Raw genomic sequence first — 24791 nt, forward strand, 5'->3', positions numbered from 1 at the left:
ATTCCCCCTCCTAAAACGTGACCGCTTCTTTAATTGCGTGCTTCACTCGTGCCGGTGTTGGCAGATATTCTTCTTCCAGGGCAAAAAACGGAAATGGCGCATCAAATCCTGCCACTTTTGTCATTGGTGCACGAAGATATAAAAAAGCTTCATCATTAATCAGCGCCATCACATCATTGCCGGCGCCTCCTGTTTCAGGAGCTTCATGAATAATAACGACCCGTCCGGTTTTTTTGACAGACTCAACGATCGTTTCCCGGTCCAGGGGATACAGCGTTCTAAGATCGAGAAGTTCACAGGAAACGCCGTCCCCGGACATTTGTTCAACTGCTTTCTGGGCAACGCTCACCATGTTTCCCCAGGCAATAACCGTCACATCCTCACCTTCAGTGAGCGTTGCGGCTTTGCCGATTTCAACCGTATATTTAGATTCAGGCACATCTGCTTTAAAAGCCCGGTAGCTCCTCATCGGTTCCATAAACAATACCGGATCCGGATCTTCAATGGCTGCGATTAACAGTCCTTTTGCATCGTACGGATTTGAAGGCACCACTACTTTAATCCCCGGCATGTGTGTAAAAAGAGCCTCTACACTGTCCGAATGAATCTCAGGTGCCCGGATGCCGCCCCCGTATGGTGCCCGGATGACCATTGGCACACTGAACTTGCTCATGGTTCTGCTGCGGATCCTTGAAGCATGGGTCATGATCTGCTCATAAGCAGGATAAACAAACCCGAGAAACTGCATTTCTGCAATCGGGCGGAACCCGTTAATGGCAAGACCGATGCTCGTACCGACAATACCTGCTTCCGCAAGGGGGGTGTCAATCACACGGTCTTCACCGAATTCATGGACAAGGCCTTCAGTTGCTCTGAACACACCGCCATTTTGTCCCACGTCCTCACCAAGCACGAGAATGTCGTCATGTTCTTTCATCATCGTCCTCATCCCGTCCGTTACAGCCTGAACGAGAGTCAGTTTATTTGTCTTTACTTCAGTCATCGTTTTTGTGGTCATACCGTTTCACCCCGTTTTTGAGATAGGTACGCTTCTTTTTGCCGCTCCAGGGGCCAGACAGGCTCCTTGAATACGTGATCAAAAATATCGTTCACGTCAGGCTCAGGGTAATTTTCCATTTCCCATACAGCTTTTTCAATCTCTTCGTCACACTGCTTTAACACCTGTTCCATCCAGGCCGCGTCCCACATACCCTGTTTTTCCATATACCGCTCCAGTCTCAGGAGAGGATCAATTTGATTCCGCTTTTCAAGGCTCAGTTCCTGGTCCCGGTATTTAGTCGGGTCATCGGCTGTCGTGTGAGCCCCGTACCGCCATGTAACAGCTTCAATGAGTGTCGGCCCTTCACCCCTGCGTGCTTTTTCAATCGCTTTTTGTGTTTCAAAGTACACAGCAAACACATCGTTCCCATCCACTCGTACTGAATCCATATCGTAGGCAAGCCCTTTTTGGGCAATGGTTTTGGAGTTCATTTGCTTCTCGATCGGGACACTGATGGCATACCCGTTGTTCTGGTTAAAAAAGACGACCGGTGCTTTAAAGACACTGGCAAAGTTCAGCCCTTCATGAAAATCCCCTTCACTCGTCGCTCCGTCACCGAAATAGGCAATGGCAACACGGTCTGTGCCTTTTCTTTTTTCAGCCAGGGCTGCCCCTGTAGCATGGGGGAGCTGTGTGGCGATCGGAACCGCCGGCGGGAATATGTTTTTTCCATCCGGTGGCACACACCCTTCGACACGGCCTTTCCAATAAAGCATGATCGTTGAAACAGAGTGCCCGAATGTAAGTGTTGCAGCATGATCCCTGTATGTCGGAAACATCCAGTCTCCTTCTCCAAGGGCCGAGGCACTGCCAACCTGGGCCGCTTCCTGTCCTTCGAATGGTGCATAGGTACCGATTCTTCCCTGCCGCTGGAGGTTCACGCTCTTTTTATCGAGCGTTCGGGCTCTGAGCATTTTCTTGTACATTTCTTTAATCAACTCTTCTGTCAGGTGATACGATGAATCAGTGAGGTTTCCCTCTCCATCCATGACCTGCCTGATTGGGAACTTGTTTTCCATTTCTGTCATCTTAATCCCTCCAAAGGCTTTTTTAATTGCGCACTTGCCACTTCAACCGTTTATTATGAGAAAAAAAGCTGTTTCGTTTTTTGCGGCTTTCGATCCTTGCTTCGCAAAAGTCATTTGCCGCCTCATGGGTGGAAATACCCCGGATGTCTGATTGCAGGTAAATTTCTGTGAGTGTTTCATAAATCGCCTTCGTGCCCCGGAGAACACGTTCTTTATTAGGTCCGTACAGTTCATCTGCCACCTGGATAAGACCGCCGCTGTTCACGATGTAATCCGGTCCGTAAAGAATTCCCCGGTCACGAAGCATATCTGCGTGTTTCATATGAAGAAGCTGGTTGTTTGCAGAGCCTACAATAGCTTCAAACTTAAAGCGGCCGATGGTTTCATCATTAATAATGCCTCCGAGGGCACACGGGACGAAGATATCTGCTTCTGCCTCGTAAATATCAGGACCCGCAACGATTTTGACACTTCCCCCGAGCTGTTCGGAGCGCATGCTGATTTCCAGAAGCGCTTCCTGATTAATGTCTGAAACAAACAGCTTGGCCCCTTCTGCAAGAAGGGCTTCGGCTACTTTAAACCCGACTTTTCCAAGACCTTGAATGGCGTAACGCTTCCCTGCAAGAGAATCAGTTCCGTAAAGCATTTTGCACGTGGCTTTAAGACCGTAAATAACCCCCAGGGATGTCGGTACAGATGAATCCCCGCTGCCTCCGTAGGCTTCCGGAACACCGACAATGCAGTTCGTTTCTTTTCTTGCATGAACAAAATCGTCCGGGGTCGTTCCCATATCTGTTCCTGTATAAAAACGTCCGTTCAATGATTCTACAAACTGTCCGAATGCCCTGAACAATTCCGGCGACCGGTCTGTGTCCGGATCTCCGATTATGACCGCCTTTCCCCCTCCGAAATCAACGTCTGCTGCGGCACATTTGTAAGTCATCCCTTTTGACAGCCGGAGTACATCCTCAAGTGCCTCATCCACATTTGCATACGGCCGCATACGGCATCCGCCCAGCGCCGGGCCGAGTGTTGTATTATGTATGGCAATAATTGCTTGTAACCCTGTGTCTTCATCGTTACAGAACACCACCTGCTCGTGTTCACTGATTTTTTCAAATGATAGCATCGGTCTGCCCCCTTTTATACACCCTTTGAGAGTCTTCTAATCTCTTTAGTACAGCAAAGTAAGTAAGCGCTTTCATAATCAGACAGACTTGGTTCTTGCCTGCTCGATTTTCTCCCTCAGGTCTTTTTTCGGTAAAATAAACTGTGTAACTTCCCCTTTTCCTGCAAAGGTGTCGCCGTGCTTCACTTCAAGCTCACAAACAATTTTATTTTTGACCAGTTCCGTGAGCGTTGCTTTGACAGTGAGGTGCTCTCCTGCAGGTGTGGGCGATAAATGCCTGACTTTCACATCAGCCCCGATTCCTTCTTCGTGCTCTTCGATGTAAGGCAGAATGATCTGTCTCGCTGCCCATTCCATATGATAGACCATCGTCACTGTTGAATAGGCCGGATGAACAACGTTTCCCTCAAATTGCGCATACATTTCAGGCGTGACAACCACATCGATTGCCGCCTCCTGTCCTACTTTCATACCCGGTTTCATCCCTTAACCTCCTTTTCATGGAAATGACGATTCTATAACGTTAGAATAACACCGCGTTATAAAAACGTCAATTACATTTCACAATTTTCAGAATCGCGGGATAAAATGCTAAGAAAATACTTCAGAAGAATACAGGTACAAAAAAAGCTGAGAACATTTCTGTTCTCAACCGTATTTCTGCTTCTGATTTTGTATTGTTTGTTTAAAAGGTTATTACTAATTTGGTCAACCACACACACTAATTGCGAATATGGTTGAAGCATACGTGCCCTTGGGGGTGCCGGCAAGCCTCACAGAAGTTTCGGGCACTACCGCTTCATCATTACTATTATAAAAGCAACATTGTTTTCGAAAACAGCCTATGTTTATTACCTGCAGTTCCTGCGCTTTTCACTGTGCCCCTTTTGAGCCGCTGACATCCCGCATTCCTCAACATACTAAAAGCATTGCCATTTTGGAAAGAAGGATTACCTTTTTACATTCTGGTTCAACCCTTCTATTACGGTTCTGTATTGTTCCATCATCAGGTTGAGAAGCTCTTTAACTGTTGGGACATCACGTATGAGACCTGCAATCTGACCGCCGTTGATATGCCCTTCAGCAAGCTTCCCTTCCAATGCTCCCCGGATATGGCTTGCTTCATCGGCTATTGTATCAAACTCCTCCAGAGTCGTCCCTTCTTTTTCAACTTCAGCAAGGAGTGCTGCATAGGGCGTTTTTACGAGCCGTCGTATTTTACCCACTGAGCGGCCTACGATAATCGTATCCACATCAGAGGACTCCAGAAGTTTCTTCTTATAAGCCTCGTGGACCAGAGCTTCTTTCGTTGCAATGAATCGAGTACCCATCTGGACACCTTCTGCTCCGAGGCAAAGGGCTGCAGCGACACCTCTTCCATCACCGATCCCCCCGGCAGCTGCAACCGGCACACTGACAGCATCAGCGATTTGCGGGATGAGTGTCATCGTTGTCGTTTCATCATTGGAATTGATACCCGCTGCTTCGTACCCTTCAGCAACAATAATATCAGCGCCTGCTTCTTCTGCTTTAACCGCCTGCTTAACAGAGGCGGTAACAACCATCACCGTTACGCCAGCTTCTTTTAAAATTGGAATAATCGGCTTTGGATTCCCCGCTGATAACGAAACAACCGGGACTTTGAGATCCAGGACAAGCCTGATCATCTCTTTCACATCGGGCTGTACGCGTATCGGAATATTTACGCAAAACGGACGGTCTGTCAGTTCTTTAATTCTAGCAAGCTCCATTCTCACGTGATCTGCAGGGAAGGTACCAACGCCGAACGTTCCAAGCCCGCCTGCTTCTGAAATAGACGCAGTAAGTTGTGCATGACTGATATTTCCCATTCCCCCCTGGATAATTGGGCAGTCGATATGTAATAAATCTGTAAGTCTATTCATCTTTTTTCTCTCCTCGTGAAAAAAATGTTATACTCAGCTTATCATAAAAACAGGAGGCGTTCCTATGATTTATCCGTATAATAACAAAACACCGCAAATTGATGAAAGCGTATTCCTTGCTCCCGGATCTCATGTTATTGGTGATGTGACGATCGGGAAAGGATCGAGCGTCTGGTTTAATGCCGTCCTCCGGGGGGACGAAGCACCAATTCGTATCGGCGAACGCTGCAACATCCAGGACAACTCCACGCTTCACCTGTACAATGAATTTCCTCTTATTTTAGAAGACGAAGTATCGATTGGACATAATGTCATCCTCCACGGATGTACCGTAAGAAAAGGATCGCTTATCGGGATGGGTGCAACGATTCTGGACGGTACGGAGATCGGTGAATGGTCACTCATCGGGGCCAACACCTTCATCCCTTCAGGCAAAAAAATCCCCCCCCGCTCTTTGGTTCTCGGGTCTCCGGGTAAAGTTGTCCGTGAGTTAACAGCTGATGATTTTGCTCTTATCCGTCTGACCATTGATACATATTACCAGAAGGGCAAGGAATTTAAGGAACAGCTTGTACGCTGAATTAACAAAAAGGGCCGCTCCAAAGGTGTGAAAAACATCCTTGGAGCAGCCCTTTTTTAGATGTATATTACAGCTTGTCCTCATCCAGATGTTCGGCAATCATATCTTCAACGTCGTGCATTTCGTTTACATCGATAAGATCCGTTTCTTCTGCGATTTTTACCATTTGAACAGAAAACATAGAATAGTAGTGGTTGCCCTCGGACAAGTCTTCATAAAATTCATTAACAACCGCTCCGTCATGCTCTTCATTTTCAATATCGTCGAGATGCGGAATTCTCCATTAGGAGGATGACATGTTACGTCCTATTCGAGAGAAACAAGTTGAATTAGAGATGGTTTCCATTGATCAGCCGGTCCCTGATAATCACCTACTCCGTAAAATTGATGCCACGATTGACTTGCACAATGTACAAACGCAGAGAATCACAAAAAAGTGATTACACGCTGATTGGGAGGATAGCAAAGAAAAAGTCAGGGAAAACCGGCTTTCAAAAGAAGGAAAACTGATATACAAAAAAAAGAAAAGAAACCATTGAGCCAAGCTTCGTGGACGCAAAACAGCCCACGGGCTTCGCTATTGCCGGTTGCGCAGTTTGAAAGACGCATCGGAACTAGCACACATGACAGCCGCAACACAGAACATAAAGGAGATAGCAAACCACCTCACAGCCAGAGGTGATTTTGCCGTTTTATGGAATAAACATTCACCATTTGATTGCTTTTACACTGCATAAAGAAACCCACGCTTCATAAAAAAGCGTGGGTTTCTCGACAACCTGAGCAGAGGATTTCTCTGCTCAGGTTGTCGTTTCTTATTCCACTAACGCTTCCCGTTTGTTCAATAAACAAAACCTCTAACCACTTCTGGTAATCTCCCTGAATTTCTTCTGCTGTTTTCCCATCCAATGAAGATGGTCCTCCAACCACATCGTTGTCTTTTGAAATCGGATAAGACCAGCCTCCAATAACTTCACCTTCAAATAACCAAACTGGTACGGTAGTAAAAAAATGTAAAAAAGTGTAAAAAAATTAAGTTGCAACTTTTAACCACATTACATTTTTATCTTTATAAACTTACGTTTCCCAACTTGTACAACTAATCCATCCGTAATAGATACTTTCAATCCTGTATCTTCTATTTTGTCTCCGTTTATTTTTACTCCTCTATTGTCAATCATTCTGCGAGCTTCACTTTTTGAACTTAACAAGTTTAACTCTACTAGAAAATCTAGAATTGGCACTTCTAGATTGCCTTTCCATTCAACCACCGGCATCTCATCAGGCATTGTTCCTTTTTGGAAGACTGATATAAATTGCTGCTCTGCTTTTTCTGCCATGTCTATTCCGTGGTAAATCCTTAAGATGGTTTTCCCTAAAAACATTTTTGCATCTCTATGATGTAACTCGCCTGAAACTATATCAGCTTTTACTTTTTCTACTTGTTCAGGAGAGAAGTCTGTGATTAATTCAAAGTATTTATTGATTAATTCATCTGGAATCGACATCGCTTTTCCGTACATTTCTTGTGGACTTTCATCAATACCGATGTATTTTTTCTTTGATTTAGACATTTTTTCAACACCATCAAGCCCTTCCAGTAAAGGCATTAGCATTGCTACTTGCTTTTCTTTTCCAAACTTCTCTTGAAAGTGTCTTCCCATTAATATGTTAAAATGTTGGTCGGTTCCACCAAGTTCAATATCATTCTCCAACACAACAGAATCGTAACCTTGCATTAACGGGTAGAAAAATTCATGGAGTGAGATTGGCTTACCAAGAGCAGTTCTTTCTTCAAAATCGTCTCTTTCCATTAACCTTGCCACTGTAATTTTTCCTGCTAATTGAATGACACCTTCAAAGTTTAATTGTGATAACCACTTCTAATTGTAATGAAGTTCGATTTTATCCATATCCATTACTTTTCCAAACTGTTCAAAGTAGGTATTAGCATTGTGTTTCACTTCTTCATCCGTTAGTGGCTTCCTAGCAACTGACTTTCCTGTTGGATCCCCAATCTTCCCAGTAAAATCTCCAATTAGCAATTGTATAATATGTCCATTATCTTGGAACTGTCTCATTTTCTTTGAAAGTCAAGGATACAGATCATGTTATCTTAAAATACAACAGAGCTCCTAACATACAACTTGGAGCTCTGTTACATTTAGATATTCAGTTGCCATATTTTTAAGTCATGATAATCGGTCATTCCATTTGCGCTTAAATTTCTTATGTTAAGGTGTTCCCCTGCAAAGTAAATACGGTGTGACAGGACTTTTTCCCCTTCATCAACAAACAATTCCACACTGGAAGTATCAAAATACATCTCAAAATTAATGTTGTTATCCTTCTTATATTGAACCTCGACTTTATCCTTATCGCCCTTTTTCATCTTTGTGCGATCGACAATTAGATTGCCGTATGAACGATTGTATCCAATAAAAAACCTTTCTTCTAGCTCAGAAACAACCTCCAGCCCTATAACTTCCGCATCTGTTTCCTTCAGACTTATGTTTGCATGTACTTCTATGCATAAGTTTCTAAGCGGTTTGACCATTTTATCATGCTGTAGGATTCCCTTAGAATTCTCTAAAAGGTTACCTCTAAGTTCTTTAAACTCTTCAGGTACAGTCATGATTAGCTTTTGATCTTTAATAGAGAGTTCTCTCGGAATCGTTAAGGCTCCAGCCCAACCGTCTTCTTTCTCGGGCATTTCCTTCTTCCACATATTCATCCATGAGATAAGAAGTCGTCTCCCTTTATTGTCCTCAAATGTCTGAGGTGCATAAAAATCTGGGCCAAAATCAATCTCATCATTATTTATCGGATTGAACTTGTTCTGTTCATCTATTTTTCCGATCACGTAACGAGTTTTTGAACCTTCCATTTCCATCGGTGAGAAAATAAGCACATCATACTCACCTATAGTAAAAAGGTCTGGACATTCCCACATCGTACCTTGTTCTCCGTCACTCTCAAGTAAAACTCCTTCATAATGCCAAGTCTCTAAATCTTGTGAAGTAAATGTTAATACCTTTCCCTTGCCATCCTTACCTGATCCTACAACCATATGCCACTTTCCGTCTCTAAAAGAAACTTTAGGGTCACGGAAGTCCTCAGACCCATCCTCTGGTGGAGAAGGTATGACTGGATTGGACTCTGACTTCCTAAAATGAATTCCGTCCTCAGAAACAGCTATACACTGTACTTCTTTTGGATTTTTTTCCTCATTATGCCCTGTATAAATCAAGTACAGTTTATCTTGAAACACAACAGCACTTCCTGAAAAGCATCCCCCTTTTTCGTAATCAAACTCAGGAGCCAGGGCTACAGGCAGTGCCTCCCAGTTAATAAGGTCTTTGCTTTTGGCATGCCCCCAGTGCATGGGTCCCCATTCAGCTTCATAAGGGTAATATTGATAAAAAACGTGATACTCTCCTCTGAAAAACACTAAGCCGTTAGGGTCGTTAATCCATCCTGTTGGAGCTGCGATATGATACCCAAGACGATATTTAGTATTCTTGACCTCTTCTTCTTTTTCTTTAATAAAGCGATTTGCTTGTTCAATTGAGTATGTCGTAGTATTCATTTTACTGTCCTCCCGTTATTTGACTGCCCCGTCAGAAACGCCACCAATAATATGGCGTTGCAAGAATAGGTAAATAATGATTACTGGCAACAGTACCATTAAGTAAGATGCAAAAGCTAAATTGTAGTTTGCAGCATACTGTGATTCAAATACGTACTGCATAAGAGGTAAAGTCCAATCACTTGATCGCTGTAAAATGACTAATGGCATTAAGAAATCGTTCCAGATCCAAATAATGTTTAGTACTAAGAGTGTCACTGTCATTGGCTTAAGCATTGGGAAAATAATATACCAATACATTCGAAAAACGCCACACCCGTCAATTAAAGCTGCATCTTCAATTTCTCTAGGTATGGATTTAAAATATGCTACGTAGAGAAAGACACATTGGAAAAGTCCATATGTCGCATACAGAATGATCAGACCCCATTTATTCAACAATCCAAATGTGCTAAGTTGTTGGACGAGTGGCAGCATCATAACTTGAAAGGGAACAAACAACCCACTTACAAAAAAGTAGTACATAATACGATAAAACATTTGGTCTTGATTTCTAGCGATTGCAAAAGCAGCGATCGAACCCAAAAATATGATTAAGACAACAGAAATACTCGTGATGAAAAAAGAGTTCAAAAATGCGCCGAAATAATTAGACATTTCCGCTGCCTGCGTAAAGTTACTAAAGTTTAAACTGCTCGGTAAAGTAAAGAAGGATCTGGATGATTCTTCGGGTGTCTTAAATGCAGTTACGATTGTTAAATAAAGAGGAAACAGAATGAAAAGCGCACCAACTCCAATGAACAGATATAGCCCTATCTTACGTAAGGTATTGGATGACATTTACAACTGCACCTCTCTTTTTCTTAAAATACTGATCTGAATAACGGAAACAACAATGATGAAAATGAATAATACGATGGCAACTGCAGACCCATAACCAAAACGGTTATTTAAAAATCCCAGGTTATAGATGAGTAATGTGACTGATTCAGTCGCAAAACCAGGCCCGCCTCCCGTCAATGCTACAATGTAGTCATAGACCATCAGATGCTGCTTCATCGCCAAAATAAGGCATATTGTAATTGAAGGAACAATCAACGGAAGGGTGATTTTAAAGAACTTTTTTAGCCCACTTGCTCCGTCAATGGCTGCAGATTCATAGATATCTTCAGGTATTGTTTGAAGACCAGCCATGTAGATAACAATTAAGATAGCCGCTCCCTGCCATACAGTAACCACGACCAATGCCCAAAACACAGTATCTTGATTGCCGAGCATATTCATTTGAAGGGCTTCAATATTTAACCGATCACCTAAATAAGGAATGACGCGGTAATAAATTTGCTTCCAAATGTACCCTATAATTAAGAGACTTAAAACGGCTGGCACGAAAAAGATAGCGCGAAATGTGTTACGAAATTTAATCTTCTTGACCAATGCCATTGCAACTGCTAACGCGATTACATTAGATAAAATGGTAGACACAAATGCATATTTCACAGTGAACATTAATGCATTTAAAAATCGATTATCTTGAAGGATCGTGATGTAATTGCTAATTCCTATGAAATCCCTCGTCCTACTCACTCCATCCCAATTCGTTAAACTCATATAGATCGCACTGAGTACTGGATAGACATAAAATAACATGAGTAAAACTAATCCTGGGATTAATAGAAGAAGGTACCCCTTTTTTAAGCTTGTATAAGCGCTGTTCTTCATTATTTTTACCTCCAGGTGTTAAGTAAAAGCCCTCTCACTACCGATCATGAGAGGGCGTGTTTACGTTAATTTCGATAGCTTTCAAACATGTTTTCTAAGTCTTCCAAGTATTGATCTATATTTTGATGATTAAAGAAATTTTGAGTATGGCCACGAAAGTCTGCTTCTGCAGCAGTCCCTCCTGCCCAATAATGATTTGGCCAGTTTGCAATTTGACCGTTTTCTACGTGCGGAAGTAGTCCTTGTAAGACTTCATCATTGACCTCCACACCTTCCACTGCACTAAAAGATCCATCCATATCAGCGAATTGTTGGGCCTCATCAATTAAAAACTCAACAAACTTTAACGTTTCTTCAGGATGATCTGTGTCAGCAGCAATGGATAAACCTACGTCTACCCCTGAAATTGTAACGTTTTCCTCAGGGTTATTCGTTTGAGGGAATGGAAAGTAACCAAACTCTTCATCAAAATTATCATTCATGTCTCTAAGGGTTGGCAGTACCCAAGCTCCCATAAAGTACATAGCTCCTTGACCATTGGCAAATAAGTCGTTACCTTGATCATAGTCTGTTCCCATATGATCTCTTTGAGCATACTGTAGAGCCTCTAACATCTTTTCAGACGCTTCTTCCCACTCAGAGCTGCCAACTACATTTTCTTCACCATTATTGAAGCGCTCCCAATAATCTTCATCGAATTGTTGAGCAATAAAGTTCAGATTAAAAATCGATGTCTGGTCAACATTCTGATTACCCATAATGACTGGGGTAACATCATTCGCATCCAACTCTTCCATTACTTCAATAAGTCCGTCCCATGTTTCTGGAACCTCTAAGTTGTGGTCATTAAAAATCGTTTTATTATACAATACTCCATTGGCATTCAGAGATAAGGCAGCACCGTACATCCTGTCATCTACAAGGTATCTATCTTGAATTTCTGGATTAATCTTTTCTGTAAAGTCCTCATCTGTGATATCCAACAAGTAATCGTTGTTTGCTCGCAATACATAGTCTTGCTCAACAGGATAAGTAATAAAAAGATCTGGGACATCGCCTGTCGAAAAACGTGTTGTTAAAACAGTCATCCCGTCTGGAACAGTATTTTGCTCTACTTTAATACCTGGATTTTCTTCTTCAAATTGTTCAATTAACGTGTCAAAAGTATTAACTGCTTCAGCTTTTACCTGGAAAAATTCAATTGTAGTGTCACTTTCCGCACCTTCTGTAGGTGATTCAGTATTGTTACAAGCAGCTAAAATAAGGGCGGCGCCCATAACCGATAATAACGAAAAACTCTTTTTCATTTGTTATCTCCTCCTTGGTACTATCATACTTCCAGGAAAACGCTTTCATAAGGAGGTAATCATTTGTTTAATGTTTAATATTATTTGATTTTATGAATTTGAATACTTCCTTCTATACTCACTCGGGGTTACATGCAATACTTTTTTGAATACCTGACTAAAGTATCTTTGGTCTTCATACCCTACTAAATTTGCTATCTCATAAGCTGGCTTATTTGTTTCAGCTAGAAGCCTGCAGGCTTGATTAATACGAATGGTTTTAAGGTGTTCAGAAAACGTTACTTTGTGAACCTTCTTATACAACGTACTTAAATAACTGGCATTAAACCCAAATCGATTAGCAACGACTTCTATGGTTAAAGGCTTGTCGTAGTGGGTTTCGACATACTTCTTAGCCTCTCGAACTACATTTACCGTTTCACTTTCTTTCTTTTGATATTCATTGAATGTACCTTCAGTTATCAATGGCTTATCAATAAACTCTTTTTTGCTTAAATAGTGAATAGCACTCTCATACGACTGAGTGATCTCCTTTAATTCATTAACGGTTGGCCCAATTGCAACCGCGGATACCCGTTTATCCTCAAGGTATTTTATTGCAATGTTTTCTATCTTTTCACGTGATGAAAGTCCACCACTTACATATATTTTCTGTTCATTCCCAAGAGGATAAATATATACAAACTCATCTTTTGTATGTATCTCTTCAATCGTTCCAATTTTATCTTTATCCGTTATCATGAGGGTATAGCTTGGATAATCAGTCGCAAGATTTATATCTTTAATATCTTTTTGAAATATTAAATCTAATGTCAATTGCTTAAGTGTAGATTTCTGAATTTTGACCTTAGCTTCAATTTCAGTTATTGCTTTTTTAATTACAGTAAAAAATTCATCCCGATCTATTGGTTTTAACAAGTATTGAAATGCTTTAAAGTGAAGAGCATCACGAACATATTCAAACTCGTCGAAACCACTTAATACAATGACTTCATCTGTCGTGCGCTTCGAAGAAATTCGTTTTAGAAACTCAATGCCACTCATATCGGGCATCTTAATATCAGTCACAACAATGTCTGGTTTTAGTTCTTCATAAAGTTCTAATGCTTCCACACCTGAAGTTGCCGTCCCTACCACATAACAATTAAGAGACTTCCAAGGTAATGTGGTTTTTAAACTCTCAAGGATCAATTCTTCATCATCAACAAGCATTACCTTAAACACTTAAACCTCTCCTTTAATAGGAATAGTGATCTGAATTGTCGTTTTGCCTTCGGTACTGCAAATGATCAGCCCACTATTACCTGAGTAATACATTCGAATTCGATCGTGTACATTCAATAGTCCGATTCCAGTGAAAGAAGATTCATGACGATTGTTCAGCTGAAGTAATATGTCTTCAGTAAAACCAGGGCCATTGTCAGTAACATGCATGACGATTCGATTTTTCTTTCTTTTAGCCTGAATTGAAATATGGTTAAACGAATTGTGCTTCTTACCATGTTCAATACTGTTTTCTACAATCGGCTGTAGAATGAGCTTCAGAACGTTGTTATTTTGTACATCTTGATCAACATCAACGTCATAATCAAACCGATTCAAGTGTCTGATCTTCTGAATCTCCAAATAACTGCATACATGCTTTATTTCTTCTTGCAATTCGATTTCATACGGTCCTTTTAAGCTTATTCTAAGGAGTTTACCTAGGTTTGTAACAAGGTGTTGAACTTCCTTTGTTTTTTGCAAGCTTGCCAAAGCATTAACAGACTCTAATGTGTTATATAAGAAATGAGGGTTGATTTGATGTTGGAGAACCTTAAATTCGGCTTCCTGTTTTTTGTTTTGTTCCTCTTCTACTTTCTTTATCATATCTCTTAGCTGACTAACCATATCATTGAAACTTGTAGTAAGTGTTGTAAACTCTTTTTCTTTATAATGTTCCATACGTACATTCAGGTCTCCACCAGCTGCTTCGGTCATACCTTTATTGAAGGTATTAATAAATAGGATTAACCTTTGCGAAAACATACGGTGAAACAATACGAGTAATAAAAATAAAGCCACAATGATGCCAATTGTAAATAAACGCACTGGAATTAAAATATTGTTCACACTCTCCATACTTTTCATGGAAACCAGTGTCCAATCCTGAAATGTTGATTCCTTTGCATAGAGAAATTCTCGTCCGTCGCTATCCGTATAAATGCCTTCTGTATTAATGAGAGATCTTGTATCAACAGGACCAGTTAACTTATCAGGGTCACTTTGGTGAATGACTCGGTCATCTTCATTAATTATCAACCACTCACTATCACTGTTACTGCCTAAAGTTGTGGTTGGATTTAATATATCTGGCTTTACTAACAGAACAAAATGACCTAATTCCTCTAGCGTTCGCGGATCAATAATACTTCTTCCAACAGTGAAGAAGGTACTGTTCTCTTCAATTAAATCTTCACTCGCTGGTCCAATCCAATATGGCCCCCCTCGTCTTTTCGTTACTTCTTCAAAGAAAACAGACCCCTCCAGGTCGTGAAATCGTTCTTCTGGAGCAGCCAGAAAATATAGAGGGTCATTATCTTTGCTTAAAATAAAAAAATCGAATGTATTTTGGTTATTAAACACTAGTCGTGAAATGGTACTCTCATTGTTTACCTTTTCCAGCGAGGATGGCCATTCTTCAGTAGTTAAATAATTGTAAACGGATGGGGAGGTAGCTACATATTCAGTAAAAGATTCAACTTCACTCAAGGTAGCATTAACATTTAAATCAATGGCATCCAAGGTATCCAGCATATGACTACTAATTTGGTCTCTATAGATATTCGTTGAAAACTCATATGAGATCCAGCCTATAAGAACGAGAGGAACTACTATTGTAAAAACAAACAACAGATAAAATCTTTTTCTTATGCTCACTTTCAAACTCCTTTTGCTACATATCTAAAGCAATTTTCTTACAATTCTAACATAGTTTTAAATTGATTATCTTAAACTACACCTCATATCAAAATTATGATGAAAAATTAAGTCCCCTTTGATGTTTAAAGAGGACTTAATCATAACTTAGTATAAAATTGGTAGTTCAGGTGGCAATAAAGAGTTTCTTCTAAAGCACGTATGTTTGTTTCAAATTATACCAAACATGCGTTCCTTAAGTCTGGTGATTCTGAGCAAAGGGGATAATCATATTTGTTTATTGTTTTACATTAACCTTAGAAAGATTCTTTTTAATCAGGTCAGCAGTAAGCTGCCCGCTCAGGGTCACCATGGGTACCCCGCCGCCAGGGTGGGTGGAGCCGCCAACAAAGTAGAGATTTTCATAGAGCTCACTCTGGCTCGGAATTTTAAATCCGCCGTTCTTTTTCTTATCAGCAGCAATTCCGTAGATGGAACCGCCGTTCGGCCCGTAAAGGTCTCTTAAATCATCGGGGATGAACTGGTATTCAAATTCAACCGCTTCTCTTAAGCCGGTAAGGCCCTGCCGCTCAAGTTTGGCAATGACCTTTTCACGGTACGCTTCTCTGTACTTTTCCCATGACTCCCCATCTTTAAGAGCAGGGACATGAGTGAGGACAAACAGATTCTCTTTTCCTTCAGGCGCCTGGCTCGAATCTGACTTTGATGATATGCCAACATATACTGTCGGATCATCAGCTGGCACACCCTGATCATAAATCTGCCTGAATTCCTGCTCCATGTCATTGGCAAAAAAGAAGTTATGATGTGCAAGCTTCGGAAACTTCTTATTTAGCCCAAGGAGAAGGACGTGACCGGAAACAGAAGGGATAAACGACTTCTCAAGTTCGTAGGATTTTTTTACCGCCTCTGGTGACTGTGTCAGGTTTCGGTAAGCCGGGATTGCTTCCAGGTTTGAAACAATCAGATCTCCCTGGACAACCTCCCCGTCCGCAAGCTCAACACCTGTTGCTTTTCCGTCTTCTGTCTGAATGCCGGTCACTTCAGCCTCTGTACGCACTTCCACTCCCTGCTCTTCCAGGAGCCTAAGCATTCCCCGCGCAATATTGTACATCCCGCCTTCCACGTAATGAACCCCGATTCCAAGCTGTACGTAGGCAAGCTGGGAAAGAACAGCCGGTGCGTGATACGGTGATGAGCCTACATACATCAGAAGGAAATTGAACATCTGCTGAAGGCGCTTGTCTTTAAAATACCGGCTTGTACCTTCTGCAACCGTTCGCATCGGATCAAAGCCAAGAAGCTCCTTTAAGGAATGAAGCTGTCTTAATTCAGACAAACCTGAGATACTCTCCTTATAAAAGCTCTTTTTGCAAAGCTCATATAAATCTTGAGCGTATTGCAAATAATCGAAGTATTTCTTTGCATCGTCAGGATTTACCGACCGCAATTCATGTAGCATCTGAGGTATATCTGCCACCATGTCCACCGTTGTGCCATCTTCAAAAAAGGAACGCCAGCCCGGTTCGATCCGTGTAATCGTCATGTAGTCGGAAATGTCCTTTCCTGCACTTTTGAAGAGTCTCTCCAGTACCCAGGGCATCGTCAGGATCGACGGGCCTGTATCAAAGGTAAATCCCTGTCCTGAACGCTGGTTCAGCTTTCCTCCGGCACGATCATTCTTTTCAAGTACGGTAACGTCATGCCCGTCTGCTGCAAGCCTGATTGCACATGACAGACCTCCCAAACCTCCACCAATTACTACTGCACGCTGTTGTCCCATCACTGATTCCTCCTCGAACTTCTTATTTAATTAAGCTTTTTTCTACGGAGTTTTAGTTTCTTGCTAAAGTAATTGAAGCTGCCTGCACGCTCTTGTCTTTCCGCGGAGGTGCCGCTGAGCCTCCACCGCCACAGGAGTTTCGGGCATTCTCAAACTTCTGACTTTGGAAAAGGGCAATGGTAATTTTCATAAGAGTATTTAGTGGAGCAATATTTAACTAATGTGAGTAACAGAGTCTTCGAAAAAACTTTATACGCTATTAGTAAAGATAAGGAATAAACCGGTAGCGCTTCTGGCACCAGGATTTATATCCGTTTCCGAGTTCACCGGCAAGCATACGCTCCTCGATAATCATACGAGCAAGAAGAGCGGGAACGACCGTTACCGCAATGGACAGAAGACCAATGATGCTGCCCATAAACAGACAAATCCCTGTTACGCAAAGAAGAATGGCTGTATACAACGGGTGCCTGAGCTTACGGTACGGACCCGAACTGACTAAATCCACACTTGATTCAACGGCTACATCTCTTGAAAACATTTTCCCGAGCTCCAGAATCCCCCAGTACCTCAGAGCCACACCCAGTGCGTAAACAACAAGGCCGGTCAAGTGCATTCCGGTTGTTTCGGGAAAGACAAGGAAAGATGCTTCCCGGCTCATAACAGAGGCCCCAATGGTAAAGACAAGAGCCGCTACAATCCAGTAAAAGGAGCGTTTTTCTCTTTTCGTGCCGCCTGATGGCTTACGGTCCCGGAAGAAGACAAACTCCAACAGCCAGATTGCTGTTATAACAAAAAATGCAATGTCTAAGATCACACCTGACCTCCTTTGTTCCATTTAAAAAGGAATCCTCAACGTATTCGATAATGCGAATGAGGATTCCTTCGTAGAAGTTTGTCGTATTTTATTTAATCGTTCACCATCAGCGGATGTGAAAAAGCATTGTATTCCTTGTTTCTGCGGGTCAGTTCATTACCTTCACGGAATACCGATTCGAAAAAACGGCTTGCCGGCTCAGCGAGGGCCTTGTAATAGTCGGCAAATAACGAGGCTGCGTATTCACCGAGCCATTTCTTCGGAAGGAGCTCTTCAGGAAGCCCCGGATCCACGAAGAGGAATTTTCTGTACTCATGGACGAGCTTCGTCCGCTCAACAAAGCATTCCCCGTCTGTAATTTCCCCTTTTTCAATCTTGTTTTTATCAATAATGTACTTTTCACTGTACGTTGATATAAATGCCTGATAGCGGTCATTGATATCACTAAGGTTCCAGCATTCCTCAATTACCTGATGATTGTTCCTCGGTCCTTTATAGTCAGAAACAAAAAAGTGTACGTAGCTGGAAATATCGTATTTCTTAATCAGGTCGTCCACCTGCTTGTCCAGAGGGTTGGGGGAAATCCAGCAGCTGTTGGAAAGCGTACCAAACCCGCTCCACACGAGTTCTTTTCTTAACTCATCACGAATATTTCGCTTTGTTTCCGGGATCGTATACATAAGCATTCGCCATTTCCCATCCCAGCTTTCATTTTTAAGCTTAAAAATACGGTCCGCTGCTTCCTCAATCCGGTTAACACCGCGCTCGGTAAGGAAATAATAGCTTTTGTTTCCTTCTTTACGGGACTGAACCCACCCCTGTTTGTTCATTCTCGATATAGCGGCCCGGATGGACTGTTCGTTATGCCCGAATTCTTTGAGCAGTGAAATCAGGCTGCCAATCCATATTTCGTTTCCGTAATGCCGGATATAATCACCGTAAAGGGTAAATATCATTGATCGTGTATTCATGTTCTCTTCCATTGCAATAACCTTCTCTCTTCATACTCCCCCTGTGTCGGAAAAAGCTGATTATCCGCATATTATAGCGAATAATGGATGCAATGTAAATTTAACGACACTTGAAAAATTCGTAAGGCTTATGGCCGTTTCACGATTGTACTGATCCCCTGTCCAACCCCTACACACATCGTTGCAAGACCGTAATCGGCCTCCCGCCTCTTCATTTCGTGCAAGAGTGTAGTCAGTATCCGGGCTCCACTTGCCCCAAGTGGGTGTCCGAACGCAATCGCTCCTCCGTTCACATTCACAATTTCTTCATCCAGCTCAAGCTGTCTCATACACTCAAGGGATTGCGCTGCAAAGGCTTCATTCAACTCAACGAGTCCCAAATCCTGAACAGTAATCCCTGCTCTGTCTAACGCTTTGCGGGTAGAATAAATGGGGCCGACGCCCATAATCGACGGTTCAAGACCAGCTACAGCCGATGTTACGTATTCACCAAGGATCTCCACTCCGAACTCCTCTGCTTTTTCCCGGCTCATAAGAAGAAGTGCAGACGCGCCGTCGTTAACACCGGAAGCATTCCCTGCCGTTACCGTCCCATTCTCAAATAACGGACGAAGCATTCTCATTTTTTCGAGTGTTACTTCAGGTCTCGGGTGCTCATCTTTATCGACGGTAATCGTATTTCCTTTACGGTCTTTATATTCCACAGCTACTATTTCATCTGCGAACCGACCTGCTTGCACAGCCGCTTTCGCTTTCATCTGGCTGTTGTACGCAAACCGGTCCTGGTCTTCCCTCAGCACGTTAAATCTCTCTGCCACGTTGTCGGCTGTCTTTGGCATCGAATCCGTTCCATACATTTCTTTCATCCTGTCGTTTACAAAACGCCAGCCGATCGTTGTATCATGCATGCCGAGATCCCCTCTCGGAAAATCACTTTCGGGTTTAGCCATCACAAAGGGCGCACGGGTCATGCTTTCGGTTCCCCCGGCGATAAAGATGTCTCCTTCTCCTGCCATAATTGCTCTCGCAGCATAGTTGACTGCATCAAGACCTGAGCCGCAAAGACGGTTGATCGTTGTTCCTGCTGTTTCTACCGGGAGGCCCGCCAGGAGGGCACTCATTCGTGCCACGTTCCGGTTGTCTTCTCCTGCCCCATTTGCATTGCCGAAAACCACTTCCTCAATCTGATCAGCCGGAACACTTCTGTTTCGCTCAACCAGGGCTTTTATGACAACGGCTCCCAGGTCATCGGGGCGAACCGATTTTAACGCCCCTTTGTACTTTCCTATCGGGGTCCGGACTGCATCTGCAATGACGACGCTCTTCATCTGACCACATCCCTTTGTTCCGAATAGTCATACACACCTTTACCGGTCTTTTTCCCAAGACGCCCCGCCTTCACATACTTCACAAGAAGGGGGCATGGCCTGTACTTTTCCCCAAGGGTTTCATGGAGATAGGTGAGGTTGTTCAGTCGGGTATCAAGGCCCACCAGGTCCCCGAGTTCAAATGGCCCCATCGGATAATTCAGGCCAAGCTTTATGGCGCGGTCGATTTCCTCAGGCGTTCCGACACCTTCCTGAAGCATGTAAAACGCTTCGTTCCCCACAAGTGCACTGATTCTGCTTGTTACAAATCCCGGAAATTCATTTACAATAACCGTTTCTTTTCCCATCCGTTCAGCGACAGTCTTAGCCACTTCCACTGTCTCATCACTCGTTTCAAGACCGCGGATAATTTCAACCAGGGGCATTTTCTGTACAGGATTAAAAAAGTGCATGGCAATGGTTTTTTCCGCCCGTTTCGTAAACGAACCAATCTCTGTCGGGCTCATTGTGGAAGTATTGGTGGCAAAAAAACAGTGTTCCCGTGCATGCTCCTCCAGAGTCTCAAAGACCTGCTGTTTGATCTCGAGCTTCTCCGGAACCGCTTCGATTACGAGATCAGCCTGCATCACTGCTTCTTCCATGCTGGAACTGTAAAGAAGTCGATCATTTGCGTCTGATGCGTCAGTTTCAGAGATTTTGTTCCGTTCCACGCCTTTCCGGAAGATCCCGTCAATATCACGGCGGGCTCCTTCAAGAGCCTCCGCGTTAATATCCACGAGTGTTGTTTTATATCCTCCAACGGCACTTACATAGGCAATACCTCTGCCCATGACACCGGAACCGATTACGGCAATGTTGTTGATGTTCATCTATGTAACCTCCTTATAATTATCCATTGTTTTTTTTTGCAAAAGGGGGCGATTTTTGTCGAATGACCGATAAGTTCTGTAAAACGACTGATATATTCTGAAAATGACCGATATATTCTAATTTTGGATCGATAAACGATGATAATTGGTCGATAAATCACTGTTAAGTTAAATATCGTTTTGAAAAAAAGGCGAGGCGCGCTTGTCAACGCCCTCGCAAAAGCTGGTTCAGGTGAAAACACAGGTATTTCAAACTGGCAATGGCTCGGCACGTTGCTCGCCCGGCAGATGCCGGGCTCTTTAGCTGCGGCTCCGCTCATTGCTGTTGACACATAAGGTAAAATCCAAACTTCCGGGTCAACCTCTTCATCTTCTATCCTACAGTCCGAACGGGTTTAACGGCCGGTTTCCAACGTAGGAAAGCACACTTTTTGTTTCTGTATAAAGGTCGAGGGTTTCCACACACAGCTCACGTCCGAATCCGCTCTGCTTATACCCTCCAAACGGTGTACCAGGGAATGCTGAGAACGGACAGTTGACCATGACAATACCAGCCTGGATACCGCTGGCTACACGGTTTGCACGGCCGTTGTCTTTCGTCCATACTGCAGACCCGAGGCCGAACTCACTATCGTTGGCAAGCTTAAGCGCTTCTTTCTCATCCTTAAATGTCATCACAACCACAACCGGACCAAAAATCTCTTCCTGAGCAATTGTCATGTCATTTGTTACATCAGTAATGACTGTAGGTGCATACCAGTATCCATCTTCAAATCCTTCAGGATGGATTTGCTCTCCTCCTGTAACTACAGTCGCACCATCTGCCACTGCCTGTTTCACATAGCCGTCAATGACATCAACCTGCTTCTGATTAACGATAGAGCCGAGGTGAGTCCCTTTGTCCATCGGATCGCCAAGCTTAAGCTGCTTCGTTTTAGCTACGAACTTTTCCATGAACTCGTCATAAACATTTTCATGGATAAACAGACGGGAGCGTGCTTCACACGACTGACCTGTGTTATAGAAGATTCCAAACAGTGAACCGTCTACTGCTGCATCGATGTCTGCATCATCAAACACGAGGTTTGGTGACTTCCCTCCAAGTTCAAGAGTCACGCGCTTTAGTGTTTCAGACGCTTTTGCCATAATGTCTTTCCCGGTACCGGTTTCACCGGTAAAAGCTACTTTGTCCACGCCTTTGTGCTCTGTAAGTGCAGATCCGACAGTCGATCCCGGTCCTGTTACAACGTTAACGACACCTTCAGGAACGCCGGCTTCGTGGCAGATTTCAGTAAGAACAATGGCCGTTACAGGTGTAAGGCTTGCAGGCTTTAGTACAACTGAACAGCCAACCGCAATCGCAGGAGCGATTTTCCATGCGGCCATCATCATTGGGTAGTTCCACGGAATGATCTGTGCCGCAACACCTACCGGCTCTTTCTGTGTGTAGTTGAAAAATCCGCCTGGAACGTTGTTTACAGAACCTGTGTGACCTACAATAGCACCTGCATAGAATTCAAAGTCTTCGATTGACTGCATAACCTGACCCTGGGCAGCACCTACACTTTTACCGCTGTTCAGAATTTCAAGTTCAACGAGTTCATTGAATCGGGAGCGCATAATAGACGCAATTTTGTTCATGACACGTGCACGTTTCCCAACCGGATAACGCTTCCACTTTCCGTGATCAAACGCGTTTCGGGCAGCTTCTACTGCACGGTCCACATCTTCCACGCCTGCTTTTGCAATCTCAGCCAGCGGCTTACCCGTTGCCGGATTGTATGTGACAAACGTTTCCCCGCTGAGACTGTCCACGGATTGGCCGTTGATTACCATCTTATAAAGATCACGCTTCATGACTTCGTTATCAAGCTTTTTCTCTTCTACGCTTTTCATTTCATTATCCCTCCAGTAGGTTATTTTCCTGAATAACTTGGCTGCCTTTTATCAAAAAAGGCTTTCATTCCTTCCCGGTGGTCGTCGGACTTACCGGCAGTGCGCTGGGCATAAGCCTCGTATTCGAGCATGTCAGAGAGATCATGGTCCCAGCTTTTATATAAGTATCGTTTGATTAACCCTATTGCCTTCGTAGGCATATGGGCTAGGCGCTCGGCGTACGCTTTTACACCTGCCTGAAATTCTTCCTCGGAATACACGTCATTTACGAGCCCCAGCTCTTTTGCCTTCTCTGCCGGCACCTTTTCACCAAACACGGCAAGCTCCATGGCTTTTGCATGGCCTACAAGCCTCGGCAGGTAGTAAAGAGTACCAGAGTCAGGTACGAGGCCGATATGAATAAACGCTTCAACGAACGCAGCCTTTTCTGAAGCCAGACGGAAATCAGAAGCCAGAGCAAGACTCATCCCTGCACCTGCAGCAACACCGTTAACGGCAGCGATGACCGGTTTTTCCAGTGAGGCCAGTTCACGAATCATCGGGTTATAGCGTTTTCGTAAAAATTCAGCGTGATCGGTGTCTTCGTTTACACCAGCCAGATCTTCCCCGGCACAAAAGGCTCTGCCTTTCCCTGTAAGTACGACCGCTCTCACTTCAGTGTCTTTTCCAGCTGACTTTAAAGCTTTGATAATCTCTTTGTTCATCTGTTCAGTAAAGGCATTGAGCTTGTCCGGACGGTTCATTGTGACCCAGGCAACATTGTTTTCAACCTGATAAAGAATGGTTTCGAACATCCTTCATTCTCCTCTCTACTTCCCTGTAAATCGAGGTTTCCGCTTCTCCAAAAACGCCTGCATGCCTTCCTTCTGGTCAAGTGACGAGAACAGCAGATAGAAGTTTTTCCGTTCCAGTTCCATACCTTCTTGCAATGGCTGATCCACGGCTTTGTTTGCTGCCTCTTTAATGAGCCTTACTGCCAGCGGCGGCTGCTCGGCGAGGCGTTTTGCAAACTTCATCGTCTCTTCCATCACCAGTTCCGGTGCGATTAGACGGTTCACAAGCCCGCACGCCAGTGCTTTTTTTGCCGGAATCGTATCCCCCGTCCAGAGGTATTCAAGCGCTTTTGTTTTCCCCATTGCTTTTGTGAGCCGCTGTGTTCCCCCTGCACCCGGCATCACTGCGAGGTTTACTTCCGGAAAGCGGAAATCAACAGTCTCGGAGGCAAAAAGGAGATCGCAATTCAACGCAAGCTCAAAGCCGCCTCCGAATACAAAACCGCTTACAGCCCCTATGACCGGTTTTTTCACATACGCCATCCGGTCCCACTGGGCAAATTGATTGAGAAGCTCAAGACTGACCGCATCATCATTGGCCATTTCTTCAATGTCTGCACCTGCTGCAAAAGCACGGTCAGAGCCTGTGAGCACAATGACACGAATCGTGTCATCCCGGTCATACACAAACAGCTGCTCAACGACCTCATCGACCATTTTGCGATTCAATGCATTGTAGACGTCCGGACGGTAGAGCTGAATGACGCCAACCGGGCCTTCCGTCCAATGCCTGATCGTCTCTTTAAGACTCATCGACTTCTTCACCGATCATCATAGTCACAAGACTGCCGGCAAATCCCATAAGGTCTTTCCCGCTTGCTTTAGCTTCATCGGTTTTCATCGCTTTTCTTAGTGACTCATGATCGTCGTAGTACATTTCGCAAAGAAGGTGATAGTCACTTTCTCCGCCCATCGGTGAGCCAACGATTTTTGTTACTTCCATTTTTCTCAGACCCGGGATCTTCTCTGTAATTGGTGCGTGTGTGTTAAAGTAGTGCTCATCAAATTCCTCTTTGTTTTCCGGATTCTTGTAAAGTGCGATTAGTTTTACCATGT

23 protein-coding genes and 2 pseudogenes are annotated in these 24791 nt (G+C 43.5%); 3 read left to right on the forward strand and 22 right to left on the reverse strand.

The features are described from left to right. Positions 1-10 precede the first annotated feature (10 nt). From EBO34_RS07395 to EBO34_RS07415, 5 genes are all read right to left on the reverse strand, one after another. Positions 11-1018: an alpha-ketoacid dehydrogenase subunit beta gene (locus tag EBO34_RS07395; protein WP_122897265.1), complete on the reverse strand. Its 1008-nt coding sequence runs from the start codon at positions 1016-1018 to the stop codon at positions 11-13. Further along, positions 1015-2079, reverse strand: coding sequence for a pyruvate dehydrogenase (acetyl-transferring) E1 component subunit alpha (gene pdhA, locus EBO34_RS07400; RefSeq protein WP_122898606.1), 1065 nt, complete (start codon positions 2077-2079; stop codon positions 1015-1017). The genes EBO34_RS07395 and pdhA overlap by 4 nt, the downstream gene beginning before the upstream one ends. 31 nt (positions 2080-2110) lie before the next feature. Further along, on the reverse strand, positions 2111-3217 hold the full coding sequence (locus EBO34_RS07405) for a Leu/Phe/Val dehydrogenase (RefSeq protein WP_122897266.1): 1107 nt from the start codon (positions 3215-3217) through the stop codon (positions 2111-2113). Between the two features lie 78 nt (positions 3218-3295). Next, positions 3296-3700, reverse strand: coding sequence for a thioesterase family protein (locus EBO34_RS07410; protein WP_122897267.1), 405 nt, complete (start codon positions 3698-3700; stop codon positions 3296-3298). Positions 3701-4167: 467 nt separating this feature from the next. Further along, complete coding sequence (locus EBO34_RS07415; RefSeq protein ID WP_122897268.1) at positions 4168-5121, reverse strand: NAD(P)H-dependent flavin oxidoreductase; 954 nt, start codon at positions 5119-5121, stop codon at positions 4168-4170. A gap of 64 nt (positions 5122-5185) precedes the next feature. Here EBO34_RS07415 and EBO34_RS07420 point away from each other — a divergent pair, with 64 nt between their 5' ends. From EBO34_RS07420 to EBO34_RS20915, 3 genes and pseudogenes are all read left to right on the forward strand, one after another. Beyond that, entirely contained in the window at positions 5186-5701 is a 516-nt protein-coding gene (locus EBO34_RS07420) for a gamma carbonic anhydrase family protein (RefSeq protein WP_122897269.1), read from the forward strand. A gap of 296 nt (positions 5702-5997) precedes the next feature. Beyond that, positions 5998-6141: a hypothetical protein gene (locus tag EBO34_RS20605; protein ID WP_183163753.1), complete on the forward strand. Its 144-nt coding sequence runs from the start codon at positions 5998-6000 to the stop codon at positions 6139-6141. Further along, positions 6102-6372 (forward strand): annotated as a pseudogene (locus EBO34_RS20915) (transposase); the annotation flags it as partial. The gene EBO34_RS20605 and the pseudogene EBO34_RS20915, both read left to right, overlap by 40 nt. 79 nt (positions 6373-6451) lie before the next feature. On the opposite strand, the gene EBO34_RS20610 reads toward EBO34_RS20915, so the two are convergent. From EBO34_RS20610 to EBO34_RS07505, 17 genes and pseudogenes are all read right to left on the reverse strand, one after another. Next, positions 6452-6610, reverse strand: a complete 159-nt coding sequence (locus EBO34_RS20610; RefSeq protein ID WP_183163754.1) for a hypothetical protein — start codon at positions 6608-6610, stop codon at positions 6452-6454. 146 nt (positions 6611-6756) lie between these two features. Beyond that, a pseudogene (gene tyrS, locus EBO34_RS07430) lies at positions 6757-7785 on the reverse strand (tyrosine--tRNA ligase); the annotation flags it as partial. A gap of 80 nt (positions 7786-7865) precedes the next feature. Further along, positions 7866-9290 carry a glycoside hydrolase family 32 protein gene (locus EBO34_RS07435; RefSeq protein ID WP_122897271.1) on the reverse strand — a complete coding sequence of 475 codons (1425 nt, stop codon included), beginning with the start codon at positions 9288-9290 and terminating at the stop codon, positions 7866-7868. Between the two features lie 15 nt (positions 9291-9305). Continuing rightward, on the reverse strand, positions 9306-10130 hold the full coding sequence (locus EBO34_RS07440; RefSeq protein WP_122897272.1) for a carbohydrate ABC transporter permease: 825 nt from the start codon (positions 10128-10130) through the stop codon (positions 9306-9308). Further along, entirely contained in the window at positions 10131-11012 is an 882-nt protein-coding gene (locus tag EBO34_RS07445; RefSeq protein WP_122897273.1) for a carbohydrate ABC transporter permease, read from the reverse strand. A gap of 65 nt (positions 11013-11077) precedes the next feature. After that, positions 11078-12319 (reverse strand): ABC transporter substrate-binding protein, encoded by a 1242-nt coding sequence (locus EBO34_RS07450; protein ID WP_122897274.1) that lies wholly within the window; start codon positions 12317-12319, stop codon positions 11078-11080. A 90-nt stretch (positions 12320-12409) separates the two neighbouring features. After that, the gene (locus EBO34_RS07455) at positions 12410-13543 is read right to left on the reverse strand and encodes a response regulator transcription factor (RefSeq protein ID WP_122897275.1); all 1134 of its coding nucleotides are present in this window, start codon (positions 13541-13543) and stop codon (positions 12410-12412) included. Beyond that, positions 13544-15238 (reverse strand): sensor histidine kinase, encoded by a 1695-nt coding sequence (locus tag EBO34_RS07460; protein WP_122897276.1) that lies wholly within the window; start codon positions 15236-15238, stop codon positions 13544-13546. A gap of 277 nt (positions 15239-15515) precedes the next feature. Further along, positions 15516-17021, reverse strand: coding sequence for a phytoene desaturase family protein (locus EBO34_RS07465; RefSeq protein ID WP_122897277.1), 1506 nt, complete (start codon positions 17019-17021; stop codon positions 15516-15518). Between the two features lie 259 nt (positions 17022-17280). Then, positions 17281-17838 carry a methyltransferase family protein gene (locus tag EBO34_RS07470; RefSeq protein WP_183163755.1) on the reverse strand — a complete coding sequence of 186 codons (558 nt, stop codon included), beginning with the start codon at positions 17836-17838 and terminating at the stop codon, positions 17281-17283. 92 nt (positions 17839-17930) lie between these two features. Then, positions 17931-18809, reverse strand: a complete 879-nt coding sequence (gene paaX, locus EBO34_RS07475; protein ID WP_122898608.1) for a phenylacetic acid degradation operon negative regulatory protein PaaX — start codon at positions 18807-18809, stop codon at positions 17931-17933. Between the two features lie 128 nt (positions 18810-18937). After that, on the reverse strand, positions 18938-20137 hold the full coding sequence (locus tag EBO34_RS07480; protein ID WP_122897279.1) for an acetyl-CoA C-acetyltransferase: 1200 nt from the start codon (positions 20135-20137) through the stop codon (positions 18938-18940). Beyond that, a complete protein-coding gene (locus EBO34_RS07485; RefSeq protein ID WP_122897280.1) occupies positions 20134-21006 on the reverse strand; it encodes a 3-hydroxyacyl-CoA dehydrogenase in 873 nt (290 codons plus the stop codon). Before EBO34_RS07485 ends, EBO34_RS07480 begins: the two co-directional genes overlap by 4 nt. 378 nt (positions 21007-21384) lie before the next feature. Continuing rightward, the gene (locus tag EBO34_RS07490) at positions 21385-22902 is read right to left on the reverse strand and encodes an aldehyde dehydrogenase family protein (protein WP_122897281.1); all 1518 of its coding nucleotides are present in this window, start codon (positions 22900-22902) and stop codon (positions 21385-21387) included. A gap of 20 nt (positions 22903-22922) precedes the next feature. Beyond that, on the reverse strand, positions 22923-23696 hold the full coding sequence (locus EBO34_RS07495) for an enoyl-CoA hydratase-related protein (protein WP_122897282.1): 774 nt from the start codon (positions 23694-23696) through the stop codon (positions 22923-22925). 15 nt (positions 23697-23711) lie between these two features. Then, positions 23712-24488, reverse strand: a complete 777-nt coding sequence (locus EBO34_RS07500; protein WP_122897283.1) for an enoyl-CoA hydratase/isomerase family protein — start codon at positions 24486-24488, stop codon at positions 23712-23714. After that, entirely contained in the window at positions 24478-24789 is a 312-nt protein-coding gene (locus EBO34_RS07505) for an EthD family reductase (RefSeq protein WP_122897284.1), read from the reverse strand. The genes EBO34_RS07500 and EBO34_RS07505 overlap by 11 nt, the downstream gene beginning before the upstream one ends. Positions 24790-24791 lie beyond the last annotated feature (2 nt).

Origin of the sequence: Alteribacter keqinensis, from assembly GCF_003710255.1 — a bacterium.
Lineage (GTDB): Bacteria > Bacillota > Bacilli > Bacillales > Salisediminibacteriaceae > Alteribacter > Alteribacter keqinensis.